Below are 25,838 nucleotides of genomic sequence, written 5' to 3'. Positions count from 1 at the left end.
GGATGGATGGGACGAGATCGAAATTGGCTTAACCGTTAACGCGGACAAAATGAGATTTGAATTAAACATCAGCTAGGCTGATTTAAAAATAGAGAAGATTCATCAGACATTGAACGGGTTGAACATTGCATATAGGAGGACAAAGCTATGTTTACCGACAAAAAGGAATATTCATTTTCAACTTGCTGGAACATCAAACGTCACACTACGGGTCAGGGCATGATTGAGGAGATCAAATCCCTAGGGTTCAGACAGGTGGAGCTGAACTATAACGTTACGGACGAATTGTTGCAAACAATTGAACCGATGATTGAGCGGGGGGAGATCGGCATATCCAGTGTGCACAACACGTTCCCACATGTAGCTGATCCCGATTATGGGACGGATTCGGTTCTGCTCGGTTTCGACGATGAGCCTCGTCGTAAGCGGGCCATTGAACTGCTGCTCCGTTCAGCCGAGTATGCACACCGGTATGGTGCGAAGGCAGTCGTCGTGCATCCAGGTGAGGTGCCGTTTGAATATAACATTGATGAAGCATTGAAAAAGATATATCATGATCAAGGTCCGGACTCCTCGGACTATCAATCATTGTGGCAAGAGATGCTGGAGAAGCGTGAGGCGAGTAGCGCACATTACCTGAAGCGGATTCAGGAGAGTCTGGAAGAAGTGTGTGAGTTGTCTGAACAGCGCGGATACGGAGTGAATTTCGGCATTGAGACTCGATCACGCTGTTACCAGATGCCGACGCTGCAGGAAGCGGGCGCACTCATCCGCGGTATGAAAGGGGCTCCACTCGGCTTATGGTACGATATTGGTCACGGTATGATGATGGACCGAATGGGGCTCTATGATAATGTACGCGAAGCAAATGAATTGATCGACCATGTCGTCGGGGTCCATATCCATGAGACGGTAGGCTTGTCGGATCATTGGTGTCCATATATCCATAGTAAGGACATGGCGTTTTTTGATTCATTCCTAGATATCATTGATCGTTCTCCGGTCAAAGTATATGAGTTGAAAGCAGCCTGCACACCGGAAGAGATTGATGAGAGTCACCGGTTAATTACAGCTCGTATCGCCGGACGTCAAGCGGCACGTCAGCACGGATAATCTGGCAAGTGAATAGCGGCGAAAAATAAATGTAAAGAGAGCGGTCAGAATAACTTTATCTTTCAGGTGAAGTGGTATTCTGCCGCACTCTTTTCGATGTGATATTCTCTAATCTGCAATTATAAGATATAATATGCATTAATCAGGCTATGGTATCCCTTCCTTCTGAACTCTTACAATGGTATTAGGGGTGCCGCTTCCCTGATTTTTTTAGTTTTTTGGACTGAATTATACATATGAAGAACCGCCACGAGCTAGGCCAAGTATACCAATGCTGAATATATTATCGTCATGTGGGAGAGTACAAGTGATGGACTTATTCTCAATCTATTTCAGCAGGAATTTGAAAGTGATCATTGCAGAGCGCAAGGGCAAGCTGCCTGTGCGTATATTGGCGACTGCACTGAGAAATTTGGAATCGCTGGGATATACGTTTTCGACGAAACTGATAGATGTGCTGAATACCTGGGAACGTGATAGATTCGTTTTCTGGTTTGAGCAATTGATGGAAGAGCTTCGAAAGATGAAAGGAATCAATTTAAAGGAAATCCTCGTCTATCCGAAATTTCCTAAGCGAAAAATGAATATTCAGGAAAGTAAATTTTATTTAAATGCTTTGATGCATTCCTGGAGACAGCAGTCTTTTGAACAGGAGCAGCGCATATTCCTTCTGAACAAGTTGCGACTGCGTGTGATTCATCTCGGCAGTGAAGCAGATTTTTACCAAGTGGGAATGAACCTGCTTACAGCGAAATCAGCGTTATCGCCAGTTGCAAAAGAGCAGTTGATCTGGTTTACAACAAAGTACGAAGGCTGGTCCGGATTTGAGCCAGAGGCAGGGCAAATACCTGTGAGGGAAAATGCCGCCGTTTATTGTGCTGCTTTATTAAAGGCGGGGCGTGCTTCGGTGGAGCAATTCCAGCGGCATTTGCGCACGGCAACAGATATATTGCGGCTGGCGGTGGCGTGTTCCGATGGAGATGTCAGTTTGAAGGAGAATACCCGCTTCCGTTCATTTACCCGATCTGAACGACGGGTAATATTTGCTTTATTGGAAAGTGCTTCGGACCCGTTGGAAGATTTGTTTCGATATAAAGGAAGCTGGCAGAGATTGGCCGAGCGACTGCATCCGGGTGAATATCGTCACCGTTATCCAGAGGCAGTAGCAGCGCTGGACCAGTTGCGACGTGGCGAACACCCGCTTACCTTTTATGGCAGAGTGGAGCGGGCATTTGAACAGAAGGATAACGAGCTTATTGTGGAGACGCTCGCGGAACGTCCGGGAGAGATGGTCGGTCAGCTGGACCGAATGATACGTTCCGGTGTTCCGGTACAACAAGTTATCGGCAAAATGGAAACTGTGGAAGAGAAAGTATCGACAAGGGCGCTGCTAGGAGTGTTGGCCCATTTCGGCACACGGACACAGTTTCAGGTCAGGAGGAGCTTTTTCCCCCAAGGCAACACGGCAAATTTGTATGTCTCCACTCAGCCGCTGCCGCCCCTCAACGTTGAGGATGTGCATGCGGTGATATCGGCGGTAGAGTATACACTGTTGAAACGATTTGCGGTACTTCCACCACTGGGTAATGTATACATTGATGAAAGACTTCAAGAGTTTTCAGTTCCATCGGGAAAACGCCGGGCAAGCGAATCTCTTCGAGCTCTATCGCGTGCGTCATGGATATCGTTACCCACAGGAGATACCGTTCGTTTTTTTCTGTCGTGGAGAGAATGCTTGGGCGGTGAGGAGCGAATCGAACGTGTGGATACCGATCTGTCGGCTGTACTGTATGATGAGGATTGGCGTTATATGGACGAAACATCCCGTACCCCTCTGCAATCGAATGAAAATGTAGCTGCAAATAGCGGGTATATGGTGACTGTACCGGATGGAGCGGCGAAGTATATGGATCTGCATTTGCCGTCCCTTTCTAGGTTAGGCGCACGTTATATTGTAATCATGGTTAACGCATTCAGGGATAATGCTATCAAGGATTTGCCGGAGTGTTATGCTGGCTGGATGATGCGTCAGGCGCCACAGTCGGATGAAATGTTCGAACCTTCAACGGTGCAGGAGCGAATCGATCTGACGGCAGATTCCCGTAATTGTATTCCAGCCATTATTGATGTACAGGAGCGGCGCATTTTGTGGTGCGACCTTGGCTTAAAGAGACAGCCTAAAGCGCATCCTCCGGTGGGGGACAACATAGCCGATTTGGCTTTGATCTCCCGGGCAATGACGGAGTTGAAACGATCGGATTTATATACTTTATTCATGCTTCACGCTAAAGCGCGGGGAACATTAGTTGAGACATTAGGGATGGCCAATCTCGTATTTACGGCGGAACTTGAGTCGAATCGTGTGGCTGAAGTGGCAGAGTATCTGACAGAAGGCCCACCCGTGGAGCGCACCGTGATTACACCTCTGGAGCAGGAGTATATTGTGGAGCAGTTTTTGTAACGATGAGGGTCGGATGTTTGGTCATAGATCATTGTAAAAGGGGTATTTGTCACGTTGGACCTGCGCGGGTCACCATGACAAGTACCCCTTTTGAGTGTGGATTATATATTTCTGAGCCTATAGGTAGCATGAAAGAGAATGGAGAAGTTAAGGTCATTCCATTCCATTCCATTTCACATTTTATTCGTACATTCGTTGTTCAACTTCAGCAAAAGCGATATCAAGGCTCTCATTTGAATTATCAATATAAGCCACGGCTGAGGAGGGCAACGGCCAAGCCACTTGTTTACGGGTAAGTGAAGCTGTGAAGGCATCCCAGTTCTCCAGCTTCCACTCATCCAGCGGCGATTGTCTGGCTGTAATCCGCTCTCGATACAACGCTTCATTTGCAAGATAAATACAGGCCACACGTACATCTGTATCATCCAGGGAACGTCCAATCTGTGCGAGTTCCTGCTCGATCCAGTCCGGAGTTCCGATTTCTTTGGTAAAGGGTCCTACAACAACCGTATCGATACCCAATTGCACATTGTCTAGTGCTGCATCCATCGTAATACGGTATCCCAAATCACGGCACAGCCGTTTATATTCCGGTGAATCCCGATCGGATGGATCGAGTCCCTGCAGGGTCATTATGGCTTCAGCAGCAGGACGCAGCAGGATATCCATATCCAAAAAAGCAGCTTTATGTTTACGCGAGAGGGCTTTAGCAAGGGTTGTTTTGCCGCTCCCGGCCCCGCCAAGAAAAAAAATCAGTTTGCTCATGGTTTGAATTGCCTCCTCATAATGATAGAAAGAATATGTAGAATGCGAGTAAGAATAAGAGATTCATAATGGCACCTCGGGTGTGAAATGACTTGTTTATTTTATCATAAACGCCTTCAATTAATAGCTAGACAGAAAAGGAAGGATCAGGTAATATTATACCTAGTTTTACTATGCATAGATTTCCGATGTATATCCAAGTGGTTTTATTAGGTTCATTTGAAGTTTTAAAAAGTGTGGTAAAAGTGGTTGTTGTTATTGGACGTGGAAGCATGAACAAAAGGGAGTGACAGCTTTGCAAGTAAACAAACAAATGATTAAAGGCAGCACGGAGACATTGATTCTTACGTTATTGAAGGAACAGCCGCTTTACGGTTATGAATTGATCAAGGAACTCCATCGTCAATCCGAGGGTGTGTTTAATTTGAAGGAAGGTACGTTATATCCCATTCTGCACGCGATGGAGCTTGAGGGATGGGTGGAGTCTTACTGGATGGAGGTTGAAGGTAGGAAACGTAAATATTATTCCATTTGTGACAAGGGTGTGGAGGCGTTACAGCATAAAAAAGCCGAGTGGCTTTTATTCCGCGGTGCCGTGGATCGGGTGCTTGGAGAGGGAGGCTTAACATGACGGATCGACATGAGAAGATTAAACATTATCTTGATCAACTGTGTAGTCAGGTTAAGGCACGTGAAGTACATACTGATCTGCGTGATGAGCTTGGCAACCACATGGAAGAAATGATGTTGGACAAGGAGCAAGAGGGACTTAGCCAGGAAGAGGCAGCTGCATACGCCATTGAGCAGATGGGTGATCCCGCAGTGGTGGGCAAAAGTATGCACAGATTGCATCGTCATCGTATGCATTGGGGGCTGTTAGTTGGAATAATTGGATTGGCTACAGTTAGCCTGTTGTTAATGTGGATTTTTACAACCAATGTTACAGTAAAAATATATAAGGAGTTATATAGCAATCATGTAATATACACCGTTATGGGTTTTATATTTATGTTGTTCTTTATTTACTTTGATTATCGAAAGTTGAAAAGAGCGGCCTGGTGGATCTATATTCTACTTAATGCCATGCTGTGGATCAATCCAGCGTTATCTTCAACTTACAATGGTATAAATAGATTTTGGACGTTACCATTCGGCTTTGTGCTAGATGTGACGACGGTTTCAATGTGGGTAGTACCACTTGCCATTGGCACAATTATGCTGGACAAGCTTCGTTCCAATTGTAATATGCAATCCATATTGACCTACATTGCAATGGTAGCGTTACCGTTAGTGCTACTGTTTCAAATGTCGGACTGGGTTCGCATGTTTCTGTTTGGCACAATGTGCATTATTTTATTTGGCTGGCTCACGAAAAAATGGCTTTATACAGTCATAGGTGCTGTTGTAACAGGAAGCATTTTTGTATTGTTATTGTTTTTTGCAGATCAGTACGGCCGCCTGGAGAGGCTCTCTGTCGTTTTGAATCTTCAGGATGACCCTCACGGGAGTGGATATAGCAATTATTCCATTATTGAAATTATTCGATCAGCCGGCTGGTGGGGAAATGGGATTGATACAACGTTCGACATGTTTAAAACGAGTTATTATAATTACCCAGGTGTGCTGCTCATTGATGTGTTTGGCTGGTCAGCCGGGATACTGTTATTGGTGGGTGTCGTCTGGTATGTTGCCAGTATGATGAAGATACTACCACGCATTCGGGATGATTTCAGTCGAATGATTATTGTCAGTATCACCGCCATGTTTGCATTGCAAATCATCTATTCGTTGGCGATGACCACCGGTAAGGTTCCAATCCTAAGTATTTCTTTTCCTTTTATTGGATATGGGAATCACCTGATTTATGATTATGCCATGCTCGGTTTACTTCTCGGTATTTATCGTCGGAAGGATACCCATTCAAAGAGAAATGAAGAAATACGGCAGAAGGTGGATGCCGACCCAATGACCAGTTCATAAGCATGCAAAATCATTACCGAATCTTGAAAAAAATGGATTGTTATACTCGTTTAACAAGCATTCACGGGAACCAGATGTGCCTGAGGTTTACCCATCCCTGGCTGTTGAAGGAGAGGCCACGAACGGAAGGCAGGTAGGCAGTCTCCACAGGTTTTTCAGTTAAATGGAATAATAGGCTCTGCTGCTCCAAAAATTGTTCAATCCGGTCCAGTTCGGCAGTTCGGTCTGCGGATATTTGTGAAGCAACAACGGTTTGCAGCATCTGTTGTACACTCTTCTTGAAAGAGTCCTCCAGATGCTCGGATAAAGTGAGATAAAGATCGTATCTGCGTAATTCTTCGTCCCGGTCCCGAATCAGGGAGAAGAGAATCAGATCGGATTCCAGTCTCAGGTTCCCTTTGAATTGCTCCATCGTGCCTATGCGGACAGTACATGTGAAGCCGTACATTTCCAATGACGATGCTAAACGTCTAGCATCCATCCGATACTGAGGAATGGTTGTGATGTGCAAGGGGATAGGTAGATCAAAAGTAGGGTGCTGAGACAAATGAGTCAACTTTTCTGCATTCATCAACACTTTATCTGCATCTCCTGGATCACTTTCATTCAAGTCATTCAGATACAACTCAGCAATACATGCCTGAACATGTTCTCTTACACCCGGATCGCTTAGCGGTCCGGTTTTTTGTGTATTACAAGTGAGTAATTTGCGTACCATCACGCCTGCACTAATCTGTGTCCAGTCTCTACCCTCAGACGAGGATGGATTATGAACAAGGTGGAAGAAAGGAGATTCGATATCTTGTTTTTCATCCAAAAGTGCAGGAGCACTCCACGGGATTTGTAGAATATCTACACGGTCCAGATGGGCTCTGCCTTGAAAATATATCGGAAAAGCTTCAAGTCTGCACAAGTGATCATCCCAGGTTGTAACCTTGAAAGGCCCGGTTCCTATAGGCTTTTGCATGGTATTCGGTACATCTGGTTCCTTGTCTCCATCTTTATGTTGCCCGTACGTGGCTTGTGAAACAATCGCTGCACGGCTCGTAGAAAGAAAGGGCAAAAACAATTCGTGAGGGGCTTTGAGTTTGAAACAAACGGTCAAGGGATCTATTGCTTCAAGCGATAGAATTTGTTTGCTCACATCGCGGTATAATGTCCGCCGTTCTGTGGATTGCAGTCGTTCAAATGTATACACTACATCCGCGGCTGTCAGCTGGTGTCCATTGTGAAAAGTAATCCCTTTACGCAAATAAAAGAACCATGTCTTCCGATCTGAACTGATATCCCAGGTATGAGACAGGCAAGGAACAATCTCTCCATGTTCATTACGTTGGACCAGCCCGTCGAACACATGACTGGTAACAAAAGATTCTGCCAGCAAATTGATAAAAAGAGGATCAAGCGCATGCAGTTGTTGGCGGATTGGTAACCTGAGCGTATCAATTCGCTCATAATGGCTACCAGTTTCCGTATGGTGTCCAGAATAACCAAGCAGCCACTGGTTTAGATGATCTTGCAATGTCGTAGAACTAGAATAAGCACCAACCTGTTCGGCGGCTTGCTGCAACTCGCGGCGATTCATGGCCTGCATCATGTATTCTGCAGCAATTTGATCAGCCGCAATAAGCAGGGTCAGCGTAGAACGCCGTCCACGTCCGCGCTGGGACACCCACCGTATCCAGTCTTGGGCAATCATTTTTTTGACGATCGTTAATGTGTTACGGTGTGTACACTCGAGCAGTTCCGCAAGGTCAGAAAGCGTTACTTCATGCTCTACAAGTTGACCAAACTGGCAATGGAGCAGCAAATATTGCTGATGTAATTTCAAGGTTTGGATTCCTCCTGGAGGTTGTAGCTGATGCAATATAATAAAATAAGAAGTTTTATCGTTTTTAATTTCTATTTATATTCTTATTTTATCATCTAGAATTAAACCTAGAAAGTTAATGGAGGTATTTCCCATGATTGATAAGATAATGGCTTCACCCAATCGCGCTTTAATTACGCTACTATCGGCATTAATGTTAGCTATCATTCATCAGTATTTGTTTTATGGCAAGGAACCTGGTGTTTCTTATCTCATCTTTGTTATCCTCTTTTATGGCTTTATGTTCTTGTTTGCCAGAGACCGCATGCGGTCATTGACCATGATTAATGCTTTTGTGGCTGGGGTGGTACTGATGCTGGCGCTGACGTTTCTGTTATACGACAATAAACCGCTGCGTATACTTAATTTCCTGGTCGTACCAGGGCTCATTATCTTACATATGACTTATCTAGTCGGCAGAAAACAGAGACAATGGTGGAATATTGGATTGATCGGTACCGCATTGGACCATTTGCTGCCACAATCCATCCGTCATTGGGGAACGGTCGCAAGCATTATTGTGAAAACAGGAGGACGTGGCTTGGGCAAAACGCAGAAAACGGTTGCTTTCAAAGTATTCATTGGCCTTGTAGCATCCGTTCCCATCCTCATCGTAGTCGTAGCACTGCTCTCCTCTGCAGATGGGATTTTTAATCAGTATTTATCTGGTTTTCCGGAATGGTTAAATCAACTGACACTGACACCAGGGCTGCCGAGAGTGATCTGGATTCTCATTGCGGGCGTTTTATTGTTCAGTTACGTATGGGGATTCGTGCAGCCGATGCAATATGAAGCGGAGAAAAGAGAGAATGCACATTGGAAAAATGAAAAAGCTATTGTAGCTGCTTCAGAAATCGAAGAGCGAGAAGACGTTTCCGTGAATTCCATACAAGAGAATCCTTCCTCGAACTCAATCATAAAGGATCAGCCAGCAAATAAGCTCGCTCCTGAGACGAATTCTACTCAAGCTCTTCGTGTACCTTTCAGATTGGACCCTGTCATTATGGGCACGATGCTGCTGGTTATCAACTGTGTGTATGTTTTGTTTGTGCTTGTACAATTTTCTTATCTTTTTGGAGCGGGTGAGGGGCATCTTCCGTCAGACTTGTCTTATGCGGAGTATGCAAGAAGTGGATTTGTGGAGCTGATACTGGTAACAGGCATTAATTTTTTCATCCTGATCATCGCCCTTCAGTTCACGCGTTCAAGCGGCAAAATAGGTTCTGTTGTGCATCAGGTGCTGCTTTTTGTCCTGGTGGGTTGTTCCGCAATCATGCTGTACTCGGCGTTTATACGCCTCAACCTGTATGAACAGGCTTACGGGTATACCTACATTCGATTTCTCGTACATGCATTTATGATTTTTCTGGCCCTGCTGCTGCTTATTGCCGCTCTTCGAATCCGTTATACATCCATACCGTTGATCCGCTGGTATATTGTACTATCCCTTACAGCCTATGTGACAGTCAACTATGTTGGAATGGATAAACGGATTGCGGAGCTCAATATTGCACGATATCATCAGACAGGCATTATTGATACATCCTACTTGGCGAGTTTATCTGCAGATGCCGTTCCGCTATTGCGGGAATTTGCCCAGAGAGAGTACCCGAATTTGAAAGGGGAAATGTTGGATCGTCAAGCCAACTTCGACTTGGGTGAAGCAGAGAGTTCATGGACTTCTTTTAATATGGCAAGACATAGAGCTAAGCTAGAATTGTCCAAATTGAGAATGGAATGAATTCATCTACCTGTTTTCCAACAATGAATTTATGCAAAATCAATATGTAAGTGTTATACTATAAAAACTAACCTATAAAGGGGGTGAATCCCTTGTTTGAACTTCAGGAATTGATACCGTATATATTTTCACTCGGACTCATTTTCACAGTCAGTTACGCTTATATTGCCCATCTGCATTGCGGCATTACAGAGTACTGGATGGAAGGTGGGGCCGGAGGTGGTCTGGAACCTGGATTGCCAACCTTGTCCTTGGACGGACAACACAGACCTGAAGCTTTAAGTCGAATCGTCAGACGAAGAGAATCCCCGGATGAAGATGAACCAGATTGCCATTCCTCGTTGTATGTACTTTCTACAAAACAACGAGGAGGATATATATGGGACATAAGACAAGCAAGGGGTTCACTTTTACATCTGGCAAGGGACGGATCTATGGCCTAATTGCAATTCTTTTTGCAGTGATGCTACTGGCTGGATGCAGTAACAACGTCTCAGAGATTAATTCATCAACACCAGGGTTCTTTAACCATTATGTTGTATTTCCGCTGTCGTATCTCATTCAGCACATCGCAACGATATTTAATGGAAGTTATGGGGTAGCCATTATTGTGATTACCCTCGTTATCCGTCTTGCGTTGTTGCCATTGATGATGCGACAAGCAAAATCTCAGCAAGGTACCCGAGTGATCATGAATGCTATGAAGCCGGAGATGGATGCGCTCAAGAAAAAGTATGAGGGCAAAAACGACCCAGCCGATAAGCAGAAGCTTTCGCAGGAAACGATGGAACTGTATAAGAAGCACAAGTTCAATCCGCTGAATATTGGATGCTTGCCACTGTTGATTCAGTTGCCCATTCTGTCAGGTATCTACACGGCTATTCGGCTTACGCCGGAGTTGTCATCTCACTCCTTTCTGTGGTTCAAATTAGGAGCGCCTGACTATGTGCTTGCAGTCGTGGTAGCAATAATTTATCTGATCCAAGCCAAGGTTTCGCAAGCCAATATGGCGCCGGAACAGCGAAAACAATTCGCAATCATGGGATATATCTCTCCTTTGATGATGGCCTTTTTCTCGCTTTCGGCACCTGCAGCCATGCCGCTGTATTGGACGATCGGCGGTTCATTCCTGGTCTTGCAGACGTTATTGTTCCGCAAATTGTATCCGGTTGAACACCCGCAAGAGACCGTAGCTGTGCAGGTGAAGAACAAAAACATCAAACCTGCGAAGCCCGCTAAGTCCTAAGTTTTCACTCATGAGAATGGTGCACTAGAATTATATAAATTTAACGTATGTGTTGATATAACGGATGTTCTGCACCATCATGTAGCGCAAAGATGCCTTGTCCCATGGGACAAGGCATCTTTTTGTATGTCCAGGTTATAACCTTCAAATAGCTGGTTCATCAGACAACTGGAAACGGGATACAAAATACCAGATTAGCTCACGGCGGGAGGATACGTCTGTTTTGGCAAAAATGGATTTCAAATGATCCTGTACCGTGTAGGCTGATATATGCATCGCTTCCGCAATTTCTTTGGAAGAATAACTGCGCAGCACGTAACCCAATAGTTCCCGTTCCCGAATGGACAACCCATGACTCTCGGCGAGTAAAGGCAGTAAGTCCTGGGGCATAGCCTGTTCAAGCCTGATCGCAATCTGATCCGGACCTGAAAACTGTTGCATGTGGCTGGCATGAAGCACAAGGTAACGGCCATCCAGGAGTTGAATGCAAACTTTGGAAGGCGAATGAAGGATAGGTTCTTGCGCAACCATCAGGTCGGAATCTGTACGAATCTGACGCTGTAAATGCGAACTGACTGCCCGGACTGGGCGTGGCAATACATCTGGTCCCACATGCTCCAGTAAACGTAATTGCGATAGCCAATACTGAGCAGGAGCGTTCACGGATAACAGCTCGAAAGCGTCCGATGTGATCATAATACCTGGGTCCGTGGGACTTCCGCTCTTAATCTCGTCCACCAGAGTCAGACTTGTGGATCGTAACATCGATGCAATAGAAGGAGTCCAGGCCTGAATGCTCAGTCGCTCCTCTTCCGTGAATAAGGGTTGTTCCGTCTTGCGATATAGGGTCAGATACCCCCAACAGGCTCCGCCACTGACCAGTACAGCCCGAAGTTCATCACCGAAACCTGCGGGTTGAAGGATGTTATGATATCGAGCGCTGGATACTGGGTTTCCGCTTATCGATGCATGAAGGATCGCTGTATACTCACTGCTGCGAATCAGGTCAGCATACTTATGTATGTCTTCTTCCATGTATTCATTAACGAACAGCCGATCATGAATGGCTTCAATGCCGTCTTCTGTCACGGCACCCGTTGAGAGAAGAGTTTGTGGATCAACCGTTGTGAAGCAATACGCGTCATAGGGAACGATATTCTGAATTTGTTTTAGGACAGCTTCCCGGTAGGTACGCGAGGTCCAGGTTCCTTTTTCGAGAGAAGTAATGAGTCGCTGGTTCGGTTCCATACTTGATGTCATTAAAGCTATCTCCTCTCCTCATGCAGATATCCCATTGTTCTGGGATTGTAGGCTCTGCGTATCCTTTTATAATGAAATTAGACGAACGAAGAGTCAAGTCTAACTTGAATCCATGAGGAGTGTAGTATCGATGGACCACAATCAACCATCTATGAGCTGGGATACGGCGGATGAAAACCGTTACGAACAATCGATAGCCCTGAAAATTCCGGGTTATTCTCATATGCATGATCTGATGGAGCGGCTGCTTGCCGCTTTTATCACGGATAACAACGAGGCTGAAATACTAATTGTCGGAGCCGGTGGAGGTAAGGAAATAGCTCTGCTTGGTTCTCGCCATGCGGGATGGACGTTTACTGGAGTAGATCCTTCCCAGCCGATGCTTCAGTTAGCAGAGAGAAGAGTCCAGGAAGCGGGTATCGAAGCCAGAGTGCAACTTAAATCCATGACGCTTGAAGCGTTACCGGAAGATGAGGTCTACGACGGGGCGACATGCATGCTAATGCTGCATTTTATTCAGGGGATCGAGTCCAAAAGACGGTTCCTGTCCAATCTAGCGGCCAGACTCAAGCCTGGGGCGCCACTCATTATTGCAGCAGTGAATGCCGATCTTCATTCGCCTGTATATCCAACCATGATGCAAGCCTGGCAGGATCACATGTTAAGTAATGGTATTCAGCCTGAAGAATGGGAGCGGTTTGCAGCTTCCCTTGGCCGAGAGTCGGATCCCATCTCATCTGAACAAATGACAGAGCTGATGAGAGAATGCGGATTCTCGCACATTACACGTTATTTCGGAGCATTCTGGGTGGAGGGATATTATGCGAAACGAGACTAAAATAGAGTCTGTGAAAGACCAGATTTGGGTTGTTGGCGGATATGGTCAGGTGGGGCAAATGATATGTACGCAACTGGGACGCTCGTTTCCCGGCAAGGTATGGGCGGCAGGTACGCGGATGAATCGGGCTGAGGAATTCAGCCGATCTACGGGTGGTATAGTCCAGCCGCTTCAATTGGATGTACGAAAAGCGATTGATCCTGTTGTGCTTCAATCGGTCAAGTTGGTGATTATGTGTGTGGACCAGACGGATACCCGATTTGTCGAAGCTTGTGCGAAAGCAGGGACAGATTACATTGATATTTCAGCCAATTATGACTTTCTGGGTCAGGTCGAACAGCTGCATTCCAAAATGCAGCGTTCCAAAGCAACAGCCATGCTTAGTGTTGGACTGTCGCCTGGTGTGACCAATCTGCTTGTGCGTGAAGCAGGTGCCCATATGGAACAAGTAGACGAAGCGGACATTACCGTTATGCTGGGACTGGGTGAGAAACACGGGAAAGCCGCGGTGGAGTGGACTGTAGATCAGATGAATGCCACCTATCAAGTCATGAAAAAGGGCAAGCCAGTCGAAGTGCAAAGTTTTCACGATGGTAAATGGATTGATTTTGGGAAAGACCTGGGCCGCAGGAAAGCGTATCGGTTTAACTTTTCGGATCAACACGTCGTTGCTCGTACACTTCGTATTCCGACGGTGTCCACCCGGTTATGTCTCGATTCCCGTTGGATGACCAGATCCATGGCAATCTCGAAACGTATTGGGCTGTTCACACTACTGCGTATTCCCTCCCTTCGTAATGGTACGGTCAAGGCTTTTGGAGTTATTCCCGGAGGGGAGCCGATGTTTGCAGTTAAGGTAGATGCAGTGGGATGGAAAACGGGCAAACAAGTCCATGTCGAGCAGCTGCTGGTTGGCGAGCGTGAAGCAGATGCAACAGCAGCAGTTGCGGCGGCAGTAGCGGAGCGCATGTATCGGACGGAACTGCCACATGGTGTTTTTCACATTGAACAATGCCTTTCCTTGCAGCATATTCAGGAAGCACTACGTTTTCCATTGAAAGTAACAACGAAGATTACGTAAATCATATATGTGATTGGATCATTTTTTTTGCTCAGGCTCTCCGATCTGCTATGATGGAACAATAATCAAGCTAGAACGGAGGGAGATCATGAACTGCATTGCTGTATTGCCTTATTACAAAGTACAGAGAGAAGTGACGGGTCTCGCACAGGAAGTACTGCAGAGCGATCGGTCCATGATCCTGTACTCGGACAAGATTGTAACGAAATACCGCGAGTTTAACATTACGGAAGTGTTCGACATGTCCTTTCGGAGAATGGGGAATGAAGGTGGTTTTTTCTATCTACATACCAGCACCGGAGTCTATCCTTATATGGTCAACATAGATCCCAAACCTTTTATCCAAAGTTTCAGAACAATGACGACTCAAAAATTAACTTAATCTTGACCTTGCCGTTACGTGAAGGCTTATCCTCGAATTTGGAAGTAAGACAATCCAAACCTAGAGGAGTTGGGAAACGAATGAGTATTTTAATCCAGCAAGCCACAATCTTAACGATGAAAGACACCGATTCCCCCTTCAAGGGGGATATTCGCATTGTAGGCGACCGTATCACAGAGATTGCTCCCCATATTCAGGCTCAACCGGGTGATGACATTATGGATGGTCAACATAAACTGGCAATGCCGGGCCTGATCAATGCTCACCAGCATACACCGATGAGTCTGTTACGAGCATTCTCGGATGATCTGAAGCTGATGGACTGGCTTGACCGTAAGATGCTGCCTGCAGAAGCCCGGATGACACCCGAAGATATATACTGGGGAGCACAATTATCCATCGCCGAGATGATCCGTTCAGGAACTACAGCTTACGCTGATATGTACATTCACATGAATGAAATTGCAGAAGCGGTAACGGAAACCGGTATTCGGGCATCGCTTACACGCGGCATGGTATTCGTAGAGGATGACGGGGGGCGCAGATTACAGGAAGCGGTCGATTTGGTGCAGCGTTGGTCGGGTAAGGCTGAGGGTCGAATTACGACGATGTATGGCCCGCATTCTCCCTATACTTGCCCAGTAGAACCTTTGCGGGAAGTCATCGCGATGGCGGAACAGGAGAACGTGCCTATCCACATTCATCTGGCTGAGACGAAAGAGGAAGTTGTGAAGATTCGTGAACGCTATGGCATGACGCCAACGGAGTATTTGGAAGAGGCAGGTATGTTCGAAAAGGCACATGTACTGCTTGCCCATGGCGTACACCTGAATCGCAGAGATATTGGCAGATTGAAAGGCATGCGTGGTGGAGTAGCGCACAATCCGGTCAGCAATCTGAAGCTGGGCTGCGGAATTGCCCCTATTACCGAGATGATTGAACAGGGAATTAACGTGGGTCTTGGAACCGACGGGGCAGGAAGTGCGACAACCATCGATATGTTTGAAGAGATCAAGGCTGCAACCTGGCTGCAAAAGCTGGATTATGGTGACCCTACCCGCTTGTCGGCAAGAGAGGTACTATACATGTCTACACGGGGTAGTGCAGGCCTGTTGAACCTTCAGGATGAAGTGGGTGTGCTGGAAGTTGGGCGCAAGGCCGACCTGATTCTGATTGATCTGAAGAAACCGCATTTGCAGCCGGTTCACGAGTTGGAATCATTGCTTGCATACAGCGTGAATGGCGCTGATGTAGATACCACCATTGTGAATGGTCGTGTGCTGATGAGAGGCAGGCAGCTGCTTACGATAGATGAGGAAGAACTTTTCCGTCAGGTAGAGGTTCGGGCGAAGCGTATTGTTGAAGGGATTTAATTTTACACCTGCAGTGACTTGATATGGTTCACACCTCAAGTCGCTGCAGGTGTATTTCTTTTGCCAGGCAGACTCAGATTGTCCAGTTCATTATCAGTTCACACAAATTTGTTAGAATGTGAAATGGCCAATATAGATAGGGTGTATGACTTGGAGAGGAAGAGATCAAGATGACTATATTAGAAGTTAAACATGTGAAGAAATCATACACGCTGTATGGTAAGGAAAAGGTCCCTGTGCTCCACGATGTGAATTTGAGCTTTGAGACAGGAGAATTCGTCTCGATCCTTGGTGAATCGGGTTGCGGAAAGTCAACCCTTATGAATATTATTGGTGGAATGGACTCCGATTTTGAAGGGGAGATCCTTGTTCGTGGTAAGAATTTAAGTGCCATGACGGAGAAGGAATTGGATGATTATCGGAAAAATAATATCGGATTTGTGTTTCAAAATTTCAATCTGATCCCCCATCTGTCTGTGCTGGAGAATGTTACGATTGCTATGCAAATGACGGACACAAGTGAAAAGGAACGCAATAAGCGCGCTATAGATATTTTGACCGAGGTCGGGCTGAAGAATCATCTGAATAAACGACCCAATCAGCTGTCGGGTGGACAGAAGCAACGGGTTTCCATTGCTCGTGCATTATCAAACAATCCAGACATTATTTTGGCGGATGAACCAACAGGTGCTTTGGATAAGGAAAACGGGGATCAAATCCTGGCTTTGCTAGACAACATTGCGCAAAAAGGGATGCTGGTAATAGCCGTAACTCACTCGCAGAAAGTGGCCGATTCGGGTACACGTATTGTGAAGGTAGAAGAGGGGCGGATAAAGGATGATATTCATCTAAAAGATCGTTCCTTGACCACTTATGAAGGCAGTCGTGGTGCTTCCAGAAACTTGGGCTTACTGGCTTCTTTCAAAATGGCTCTCAAAAATATGAAACTCAACGGCAAGCGTAATGTACTGGTTGCATTGGGTGGGTCGATAGGGATTTTAAGCGTACTCCTGATGCTCTCTTTGGGTAATGGAATAACGACATATATGAACGACGAAATCAATTCAAGCTTGGACCCGTTACTCGTGGATATAACGAAGCCGAGTGAAGAAGCCAAAGATATGCAAGGCCCGGAAGCCTTGATGGCAACGGGTGAACCTTTTACAGCAGCCGATATTGAGACCATTCGCAAATTCCCTAATGTGGATCATGTAATGACGATCACTACCATTACAGGAAAATCGACTATGGTTAATGCAAAGCAAAGTGTGGCACTTACGCAGTTAACGACGTTAACGGATGCTTTTGATCCAGCAACGCTAACAACGGGTACGCTTCCGGTAGAAAATGAGATGTTGTTACCCCTCGATACGGCGAATAAATTAAGCGGAAATGACCAAGCTGAATCCATGATCGGCAAGTCTGTGTTTCTATATATCAATGAGATGGATGGCAATAATAAACCGGTAACTTTGGAGAAAGAAATAACCATATCAGGTATTTATGAAGCGTCAGATCAAAGATCACCAATGCAGCAATCACCGGGTTACATTTCACCACAGACGTTGGAACAAATGTATACGGACAATGGAATAACGATTGGGCCAATTCAGGTTAACGCTTATGCAACCGATATGAAATATGTCAATGATATTAATGCTGCTGCTGTTGATGCTGGCTTCTCAGGCTCCCAGACGGCAAAAATCATGGAAAATATCACGACATATGTGAACATGGCCACGATCGTCCTGTCTGGTATTGCAGGCATTTCGTTGATCGTATCCGGTATTATGATATTGGTTGTGCTTTACATTAGTGTCGTGGAACGGACGAAGGAAATCGGCATTCTTCGGGCGATTGGAGCCAGAAAGAAGGATATCAAGCGAATCTTCTTTTCCGAATCTGCATTGTTGGGAGTATTTAGTGGTATCATTGCGGTAGTCTTTGCCGTCATCATTAGTTACGTGTTGAACATCCTTTTGGTCAACGCTTTTGGAGCAAAACTAATTAATTTATCCGGATATTATATTTTGTTCGGAATCATTGTAAGTACAGTGATTAGTATCATCGCTGGTTTGATGCCATCTTCCAAAGCTGCCAAGCTGGACCCGATGGAATCCTTACGATATGAATAAATACAGTTGTGAAGAATGAAAATTGCGGAAAGGATAATGCATAAATGAACACGATTCTTGTGGTTGATGATGATTCCCATATCCGCAAATTGATTCGAATATACCTTGAAACTAATCAGTTTTCCGTTGTGGAAGCGCAGGATGGCCAAGAAGCACTGAATATCTTGTCTCATACGAAAATTGATTTAGCGATTGTAGATGTGATGATGCCACGTGTAGATGGTATTGAACTGACCGAAGATATTCGATCTTATATGGATATTCCGATTCTGATGGTGACTGCCAAAGGAGAATCCAAGGATAAAGTCAGAGGATTCAATGCAGGGTCAGACGATTATTTAGTAAAACCTTTTGACCCTGTGGAGTTAATCTTGCGTGTGAAATCCTTAATGAAGAGATACAACAAGATTTCGTCGAATGTTATTCATATAGGCGGTGCAACGATTAATCTGAGCAATTTGACAGTGGATGCAGGAGCTCAATCGGTTGAATTGAAAAAGAAGGAATGTGAATTGTTGTTTGCTTTGGCGAGTTTGCCAGGGCAAATATTCACACGTACACAGCTTATAGAAGATATATGGGGAATCGATTATGAAGGTGATGAGCGTACCGTTGATGTGCATATCAAAAGGTTAAGAGAACGGCTGGAACCGATCCCCGAGCTGATCATTTCTACGATTAGAGGACTTGGATATCGTTTGGAGAGTGTATGAAGATCGTGAGGAAAAGCCTGCGTCTACGAATCGTAGTTACTTTTTTTGGTATAGTGATCGTTAGTTTAATTCTCTCCTTTATTTTAAATATACGGTCTCAGGAAAACACACCGAATCATTCCATGGTCACGATTGCTGAAGATATCGCTACGATGATAAATCTGATTGATGATCCGGAAAAAGTGAAGACAAGTTTGAATATCTTTGCGCGATACGGCTTGGACATACACTCCGTGAATGAACAAAGTGAAGTGCTTGCTTCCTTACCAGATGATAAAGTTCATGAATTATTCGATGACAATACCAGGGAAGCGTTCATTCTATCCAATAAAGATGAAACAGCGATTGTCGGTGTTCCCAGGATGAATGAAGAGAAAGATGCGCTTCTGATCAAAATTAATTTTTCATCGATTTTTCATAATGTGAAACGTACATTATTTATATCGCTATTAACTGTCTTAGTCATAGGAAGCTTATTAATCATGTTCATGTCTGGGTACATTGTGAAACCGATCAAAAGGCTAACTGCTGCAGCTAAGAAAATGGCATCAGGCGATCTGTCTGTCCGGTTGAAACATAACAATCCAGATGAGTTTGGTGAGCTGATGGAGAGTTTTAATCATATGGCCCGTGAGTTGCAAAAAATAGACTCGGTGCGTGATGATTTTGTCAGTAACGTCTCTCATGAAATGCAGTCCCCATTAACATCGATTAGAGGATTCACAAGAGCGCTTCAAGATGGTGTCATCCCATTGGAAGAGCAGAAAGAGCATCTGGATATCATATATGAGGAAACATTACGCCTTTCCAGGCTAAGTGATAATTTACTTCGGTTAGCCTCGCTGGATTCAGAGCACCATCCGTTTAATCTCACCACCTTTCAATTAGATGAACAATTAAGAAGAACGATCGTATTAGCAGAGCCCCAGTGGGCGAACAAAAATATCAGGATTGACTTGGATTTATTGCCTTGCGAAATTACCGTCGATAAAGATCTGTTTGAGCAGGTCTGGCAGAATTTAATCAACAATGCGATAAAATATACAAGTCCCGATGGGGTCATTCACGTCGCAATCGAGATGTCCACGTCATCTGTGAAGGTATCCATTAGAGATTCAGGACAAGGAATACCGGAGGAAGACCTTCCGTATATTTTCGATCGATTTTATATGGTTGACAAAGCACGAAGCAGTGCACTTAGAGGCAATGGATTGGGGCTTTCCATCGTGATTAAAATTTTAAAATTGCATGATTGTACAATTGATGTGGACAGCAGGGTTGGAGAAGGAACGCAGTTTACGGTTACGATCCCCAGACCTTCAACTGCATCTTAAGTAAGCTCAATTAGCAATATTTAAGCAATCGTGGTCCTTATGAATACAGGACTCCTATTGCCTGAATATTGCTCTTTGGTGAGGGCTGCGTAAGAGATTTAATATATTGTTTTGTTTAGTGGCAGATGATTTGATAAGATAGAAGAGATGCGAGCATCATTCCATTAGTAGTGTGACGAGAGTGAAGTAGATTCAACGTTTTATTCTATCCGCTACCCCTGCACATCTATGTGAATATATGAACATAACAATTTATTATATAAAGAATGGAGCCATCCAATGAAATATCGCAATATGGAAGATTGCATTAATGATCTGGAGCAGCATGGACATTTGATTCGAGTGAAGGAAGAAGTGGACCCTCATTTGGAGATGGCAGCGATACATATGAAAGTGCATGAGGCGAAAGGCCCAGCTCTGCTTTTCGAAAATGTGAAAGGCTCGAAGTTCCAGGCTGTTTCGAACCTGTTCGGTACACTGGAACGAAGCAAATTCATGTTCCGTGGAACGCTTGAAGGTGTACAACGTGTTATGGCTGTCCGGGATGATCCAATGAAGGCACTCAAGACGCCATTTCAGCATATCAGCACAGGTCTTGCCGCTTGGCAGGCTCTCCCTAAGCAGAAGTCCATCAGTTTGCCTGTAACTGCGCAAGAGATTCAGATTTCGGATCTGCCGTTGATCAAACATTGGCCCATGGATGGTGGAGCATTCGTTACACTGCCTCAAGTCTATTCGGAGGACCCGGACAAGCCAGGCATCATGAACTCCAATCTGGGCATGTACCGGGTACAGCTAAGTGGTAATGATTATGAACTGAATAAGGAAATTGGACTTCATTATCAGATCCATCGCGGAATTGGTATTCATCAGGCCAAAGCAGTTAAAAAGGGAGAACCTCTGAAAGTGAGTATATTCATCGGAGGTCCGCCGGCACATACACTTTCTGCCGTGATGCCTTTGCCTGAAGGCCTCAGTGAGATGACTTTCGCGGGGCTACTTGCCGGCCGTCGTTTCCGTTACAGCTATAAGGATGGGTATTGCATCAGCAATGACGCCGATTTTGTCATCACGGGTGATATTTACCCGGACGAGACGAAGCCTGAAGGGCCGTTTGGTGATCATCTCGGATATTACAGTCTGACCCATCCGTTCCCGCTAATGAGAGTGCATAAAGTGTACGCCAAGCCGAATGCGATCTGGCCATTTACCGTGGTGGGTCGTCCTCCGCAAGAAGATACTGCATTTGGGGATCTGATTCACGAAATTACGGGTGATGCCATTAAACAGGAGATTCCGGGCGTTAAAGAAGTCCATGCAGTCGACGCAGCAGGAGTGCATCCGCTTCTGTTCGCGATCGGAAGTGAGCGTTATACGCCCTATCAGTCGGTAAAACAGCCAACAGAGCTGCTTACGATTGCGAGTCGTATTCTGGGTACAGGCCAGCTCAGTCTGGCGAAGTATTTGTTTATCACAGCAGAAGATCAGCAACCGCTGGATACGCACCGGGAAGTGGAGTTCCTGACGTACATCCTGGAACGAATGGATCTGCAACGGGACATTCATTTCCATACCAATACAACGATCGATACGCTGGATTACTCTGGAACTGGGTTGAACAGCGGTAGTAAGGTTGTATTTGCAGCCTATGGGGACAAGAAACGGGAATTGTGCCGTGAAGGACCGGAGACATTGAAGGATATCCGGGGGTATAGCAATCCGCAGCTCGTGATGCCAGGAATTGTAGCCATGCAGGGTGAGCCTTTCACCAGTTATGCGGATACAGAACAAGAAATGAAGGCATTTACGGACATGCTGAAGGAAAAAGGAGATCTGTCTTCTTGTCCAATGATTGTTTTATGTGACGATAGTTCCTTCCTGAGTGCGAATCTCAGCAACTTCTTGTGGGCGACATTTACCCGCAGTAATCCGTCCCATGATATGTACGGTGTGAACAGCAGTTACAACTATAAACATTGGGGCTGTGATCAGATCATTATCGATGCCAGAGTGAAGCCGCATCAGGCGCCACCGTTAATACCGGACCCATCTGTTGAGAAAGGCATTGAACGCTTTTTCGTACAGGGTGCGAGTCTAAGCTCGATCAAAATATAGTTGAATTCAATAAAAGCCCAAAGATTTTTTTGGGCTTTTTGGTTATATATGTGTAAAACAAGATGCCAGATATTTAAATACAAATTCAAACCGGGACTTTTTTGAAAATGGGACTGAGAATAAAGTCTTATACGTTCGTATTTCCTTTTACGATTAAGGTCGTTTGGACTATGGAGAAAAAGAATGTATTTATCGATATAAAGTAGTATAGGGATTTTTGGGACCCGATCTAACGGGTGCTGTTGACTATAAATGATTGTTCAGGGGGAATACCGATTTGAGAATCCATATTATGAACCTGCAAGATGGAGACCGTCTAACTGCGGATACATTCAGCGAAGCGGGATTACACGTTCTGGGTCAGGGTACTGTGATCAAAAGTGAAGATATCACCTTGTTGATGCAGCACCGCGTAGACTATGTGGATATTGAACCACGCGAGGAAGAGATCACGGAAGCGGAATTCTTTGCTGCTGCAGCAAAATTTGCATCTGGAGCAAGCACAAGCACCAAGGAAGAACCGCCTGAAGAAGAAATGAAATCCCAATTTATACAAACTGTACATAATTATCAATCCGCGTTCCTCGAAGCGCTGACTGTAGGCAAGTTCAACGCAACAATGGTGGACGATGCGCTTCAACCGATGGTGGAGGGACTGGACGAGCAAAAGGATGTCGTACATCTCCTGATGATGCTGGAACGGGATGATGTCAATAACTACACGCATTCCATTCAGGTTGGACTGTTGTCATTTTACCTGGCCAACTGGCTTGGTTATTCCCAAAAAGAAAGTTATCAGATCAGTCGTGGTGGCTACCTTCACGATATCGGCAAATGCAAGGTATCTCATCGGATACGCAACAAGATGGAACCGTTAACCGCAGATGAACAGCTCGAATTGCAGCGTCACACGATCTATGGACATGATATTATCAAAAGTTCCATGACGGATGAAGCTACCGCGTTGGTAGCTCTTCAGCATCATGAACTTGAGGATGGTACCGGATATCCGATGCAACTGAAGAAAGATGAGATTCATCCATACACACAGATCGTATCTGTCGCTGACATATACATCGGGATGAGATCCGGTAGTCACGGAAGCAGCAATCCGAACCTGATTAACAACTTGCGAGATATCTATGCGATGGGATTCGGCAAATTGAATGAGAAGCCGGTTCAAGCCTTGATGCAGCATTTGCTTCCTAATTTTATTGGTAAACAAGTACTGCTGAGCAACGGCGAGCGGGGTGTTATTGTCATGAACAATACATCCGATATTTTCAAACCATTGATCAAGGTGGAATCGGAACAATATCGTGATCTGTCCAAAGAACGCACTCTTGCCATTAATGAATTAATTATCTAAGTTTGATTAACAAATGAATTCATACGGAAAACGGGCCTCCTATAAGATAACAGGGGACCCGTTTTTCATTTATTTCATGCACTGCGTTGTTCATCCTGGAGACCAGGAGTATACTTTTGCAAAGACCTTAATCTTCCTTTCTAGGAAACGGAAGTAGAAAAGGAGAGATCGTCCTTGATTGAAGTGGTAACCGAGATTACAATACATGCCCCCATTGAGCGATGCTTTGATTATGCGCGGGACATTGATATTCATACCCGAACGGTCTGGAATCATACCCGTGAGCAGGCTGTAGCGGGTGTGACAACGGGCAGAATTGGTGAAGGCGATACGGTAACTTTCGAAGCAATTCATTTCGGGATAAGGCAGAAGCTGACTTCCCGGATCGCTGAGTACAATCGACCGTATCACTTCGTGGATCAGATGGAGAAAGGTGCTTTCAAGAGCATGAGACATGAACACAGCTTCAGCAAGCTAAGCGAGCAGACCACTTGTATGAGAGACACACTGAGATTTGAAGCTCCCCTTGGTGTTCTGGGTTGGGTTGCAGAGCGGATTGTACTCAAGAGGTATATGCAGGCTTTCCTGGAGAGCCGTAATTTGAAGCTAAAGGCGTTACTAGAGAATAAATAGAGCCGATCTGTCAGGAGGAGATAATGTTTGATGGAAAACGAATATTTTGTGGGTTGGGGTACACTTGCACTTATTAATGCCGGACTTGCCCAGGGAAAAAACAGAAGTGGTCGTAACTGGTTTCTGATTTCCCTGTTATTTGGTCCGTTAGCCACTCTGTTTATCGTGGTATGGAATAAGCTGGATTAAGTTCATTTATTGATCCGAATTCCGATGGATATACCGATCAAAGGCCCAGAACAGAAGCGCAGCGGCACTAACGCCTGCACCCAGCCAGCAAACGCCAGTCCAACCTGCCCATGCGTACACTTGAGTAGAAGCAATGGAGCCGGTAGCACTTCCTATGGAATAAAAGATCATGTAGGCGCCCGTCAAACGGCTCTGCGCCTCAGGTCGAACTTCATAGATCAGGCTCTGGTTGGTGACATGTACGGCCTGCACGGCAAGGTCTAGCATAATTACCCCAGCTATAAGCAGCCATAATGAGTGGTGAACATAGCCAATGGGCAGCCAGGATAGAAGCAATATGACAAGAGCGACGCCCGTCGTCTTTTGTCCCAATCCCCGATCAGCCAGTCTTCCGGCACGTGCAGCTGCCAGCGCACCAGCAGCTCCCGCAAGACCAAAGGCTCCAATAGCAGTATGTGACAGGGAAAGTGGCGGAGCGCTAAGTGGCAGCACCATGGAAGTCCACAGAATGCTGAAGGCTGTGAAGATCAACATGGCAAGAACGCCGCGTATCCGCAGAATAGGCAGCTCTCGGTATAGTTGCAGGACAGAAACGATCAATTGGGTGTAGCTGAGTTTCTCTCGTTTGGGTTCGTGTTTTGGGAGTACAAGAAACAGGGCGATAATGCCCAGTAATGTCAGACTGGCAGAGAAGAGATAGACCGATCTCCAGCCGATCCAATCGTTCAAGGTGCCTGCTATAGTTCGCGCCAGTAATATGCCAATGACGATACCGCTTGTGACCAGACCGATGATACGCCCTCGTTCAGAAGGTGCAGCCAAGGAGGCGGCAAAGGCAACGAGTGTTTGTGTAATCACCGCAAGCAACCCGATCGCGGCCATTCCAATAAATAGAACCTGGCTGGATGATGAGGTACCTACAGCAATTAGGGCGATTACGGATAAAAGCATCTGGATAATGATCAGCTTGCGTCGATTTAATAGATCACCAAGAGGGACGAGTAATAACAATCCGAGGGCGTAACAAATCTGGGTTACGGTAATAACGATTCCAATAGAGGAATGAGAGATACTAAACTCTTCAGCAATGGAGTCGAGCAAAGGCTGGGCATAATAAATGTTGGCTACCGCCAGTCCGCTGCATAGGGCGAATAAAAGCGCGACAAGGCGGGACATGCCTGAACGTCCTTCGCTGAAGGGATGTGCTTGATGAGATGCATTTTGCATGGATGATTCACCT

22 protein-coding genes are annotated in these 25,838 nt (G+C 45.5%); 18 read left to right on the top strand and 4 right to left on the bottom strand.

The features are described from left to right. Positions 1-147 precede the first annotated feature (147 nt). Together G3352_RS01385 and G3352_RS01380 are read left to right on the top strand one after the other, a co-directional pair. Positions 148-1,113, top strand: coding sequence for a sugar phosphate isomerase/epimerase family protein (locus tag G3352_RS01385; RefSeq protein WP_163753147.1), 966 nt, complete (start codon positions 148-150; stop codon positions 1,111-1,113). 310 nt (positions 1,114-1,423) lie between these two features. Beyond that, positions 1,424-3,574, top strand: coding sequence for a cytoplasmic protein (locus G3352_RS01380; RefSeq protein ID WP_163753145.1), 2,151 nt, complete (start codon positions 1,424-1,426; stop codon positions 3,572-3,574). Between the two features lie 180 nt (positions 3,575-3,754). Here G3352_RS01380 and G3352_RS01375 read toward each other — a convergent pair whose 3' ends face one another. Beyond that, positions 3,755-4,339 carry a P-loop nucleotide/nucleoside kinase family protein gene (locus G3352_RS01375; protein ID WP_163753143.1) on the bottom strand — a complete coding sequence of 195 codons (585 nt, stop codon included), beginning with the start codon at positions 4,337-4,339 and terminating at the stop codon, positions 3,755-3,757. A 295-nt stretch (positions 4,340-4,634) separates the two neighbouring features. Here G3352_RS01375 and G3352_RS01370 point away from each other — a divergent pair, with 295 nt between their 5' ends. Both G3352_RS01370 and G3352_RS01365 read left to right on the top strand, forming a co-directional pair. Continuing rightward, complete coding sequence (locus G3352_RS01370; RefSeq protein ID WP_024631897.1) at positions 4,635-4,970, top strand: PadR family transcriptional regulator; 336 nt, start codon at positions 4,635-4,637, stop codon at positions 4,968-4,970. Then, complete coding sequence (locus G3352_RS01365; RefSeq protein WP_163753141.1) at positions 4,967-6,319, top strand: FtsW/RodA/SpoVE family cell cycle protein; 1,353 nt, start codon at positions 4,967-4,969, stop codon at positions 6,317-6,319. Before G3352_RS01370 ends, G3352_RS01365 begins: the two co-directional genes overlap by 4 nt. A gap of 61 nt (positions 6,320-6,380) precedes the next feature. Here the strand turns inward: G3352_RS01365 and G3352_RS01360 are convergent, their stop codons facing one another. Continuing rightward, on the bottom strand, positions 6,381-8,150 hold the full coding sequence (locus tag G3352_RS01360) for an ABC transporter substrate-binding protein (protein ID WP_163753140.1): 1,770 nt from the start codon (positions 8,148-8,150) through the stop codon (positions 6,381-6,383). A 133-nt stretch (positions 8,151-8,283) separates the two neighbouring features. Here G3352_RS01360 and G3352_RS01355 point away from each other — a divergent pair, with 133 nt between their 5' ends. The 3 genes from G3352_RS01355 (at position 8,284) to yidC (ending at position 11,176) form a co-directional block, all read left to right on the top strand. After that, complete coding sequence (locus G3352_RS01355) at positions 8,284-9,930, top strand: DUF4153 domain-containing protein (protein WP_163753138.1); 1,647 nt, start codon at positions 8,284-8,286, stop codon at positions 9,928-9,930. Between the two features lie 92 nt (positions 9,931-10,022). After that, positions 10,023-10,373: a hypothetical protein gene (locus G3352_RS01350; protein WP_175382604.1), complete on the top strand. Its 351-nt coding sequence runs from the start codon at positions 10,023-10,025 to the stop codon at positions 10,371-10,373. Next, complete coding sequence (yidC, locus tag G3352_RS01345; protein ID WP_163753136.1) at positions 10,310-11,176, top strand: membrane protein insertase YidC; 867 nt, start codon at positions 10,310-10,312, stop codon at positions 11,174-11,176. The genes G3352_RS01350 and yidC overlap by 64 nt, the downstream gene beginning before the upstream one ends. 144 nt (positions 11,177-11,320) lie before the next feature. Here the strand turns inward: yidC and G3352_RS01340 are convergent, their stop codons facing one another. Next, entirely contained in the window at positions 11,321-12,436 is a 1,116-nt protein-coding gene (locus G3352_RS01340; protein ID WP_163753134.1) for a helix-turn-helix transcriptional regulator, read from the bottom strand. Positions 12,437-12,566: 130 nt separating this feature from the next. Between G3352_RS01340 and G3352_RS01335 the strand changes: the two genes are divergently transcribed. From G3352_RS01335 to G3352_RS01285, 11 genes are all read left to right on the top strand, one after another. Beyond that, positions 12,567-13,274: a class I SAM-dependent methyltransferase gene (locus tag G3352_RS01335; protein ID WP_163753132.1), complete on the top strand. Its 708-nt coding sequence runs from the start codon at positions 12,567-12,569 to the stop codon at positions 13,272-13,274. Continuing rightward, positions 13,258-14,355, top strand: coding sequence for a saccharopine dehydrogenase family protein (locus tag G3352_RS01330; RefSeq protein ID WP_163753130.1), 1,098 nt, complete (start codon positions 13,258-13,260; stop codon positions 14,353-14,355). The genes G3352_RS01335 and G3352_RS01330 overlap by 17 nt, the downstream gene beginning before the upstream one ends. Before the next feature lie 88 nt (positions 14,356-14,443). Beyond that, positions 14,444-14,737, top strand: a complete 294-nt coding sequence (locus G3352_RS01325; protein ID WP_076291026.1) for a hypothetical protein — start codon at positions 14,444-14,446, stop codon at positions 14,735-14,737. Between the two features lie 80 nt (positions 14,738-14,817). Next, positions 14,818-16,110, top strand: a complete 1,293-nt coding sequence (locus G3352_RS01320; RefSeq protein WP_163753128.1) for an amidohydrolase — start codon at positions 14,818-14,820, stop codon at positions 16,108-16,110. A gap of 170 nt (positions 16,111-16,280) precedes the next feature. Next, positions 16,281-18,245, top strand: a complete 1,965-nt coding sequence (locus G3352_RS01315; RefSeq protein WP_163753126.1) for an ABC transporter ATP-binding protein/permease — start codon at positions 16,281-16,283, stop codon at positions 18,243-18,245. A 44-nt stretch (positions 18,246-18,289) separates the two neighbouring features. Then, positions 18,290-18,958, top strand: a complete 669-nt coding sequence (locus G3352_RS01310) for a response regulator transcription factor (protein WP_163753124.1) — start codon at positions 18,290-18,292, stop codon at positions 18,956-18,958. Further along, positions 18,955-20,292: a sensor histidine kinase gene (locus tag G3352_RS01305; RefSeq protein ID WP_205524649.1), complete on the top strand. Its 1,338-nt coding sequence runs from the start codon at positions 18,955-18,957 to the stop codon at positions 20,290-20,292. Before G3352_RS01310 ends, G3352_RS01305 begins: the two co-directional genes overlap by 4 nt. Before the next feature lie 279 nt (positions 20,293-20,571). Beyond that, positions 20,572-22,407 (top strand): UbiD family decarboxylase, encoded by a 1,836-nt coding sequence (locus G3352_RS01300; RefSeq protein WP_163753121.1) that lies wholly within the window; start codon positions 20,572-20,574, stop codon positions 22,405-22,407. A 277-nt stretch (positions 22,408-22,684) separates the two neighbouring features. Next, positions 22,685-23,776, top strand: coding sequence for an HD-GYP domain-containing protein (locus G3352_RS01295; RefSeq protein ID WP_099852681.1), 1,092 nt, complete (start codon positions 22,685-22,687; stop codon positions 23,774-23,776). A gap of 183 nt (positions 23,777-23,959) precedes the next feature. Then, positions 23,960-24,409, top strand: a complete 450-nt coding sequence (locus G3352_RS01290; RefSeq protein WP_345940706.1) for an SRPBCC family protein — start codon at positions 23,960-23,962, stop codon at positions 24,407-24,409. A gap of 27 nt (positions 24,410-24,436) precedes the next feature. Continuing rightward, positions 24,437-24,598, top strand: a complete 162-nt coding sequence (locus tag G3352_RS01285; protein WP_157258459.1) for a hypothetical protein — start codon at positions 24,437-24,439, stop codon at positions 24,596-24,598. Between the two features lie 6 nt (positions 24,599-24,604). Here G3352_RS01285 and G3352_RS01280 read toward each other — a convergent pair whose 3' ends face one another. Continuing rightward, entirely contained in the window at positions 24,605-25,825 is a 1,221-nt protein-coding gene (locus G3352_RS01280) for an MFS transporter (protein WP_163753117.1), read from the bottom strand. Positions 25,826-25,838 lie beyond the last annotated feature (13 nt).

This window comes from Paenibacillus sp. ALJ109b (assembly GCF_010747435.1).
GTDB lineage: Bacteria > Bacillota > Bacilli > Paenibacillales > Paenibacillaceae > Paenibacillus > Paenibacillus taichungensis.
Note: the sequence above shows the minus strand (reverse complement) of the source record. Positions and strands in the feature narration are given on the sequence as shown.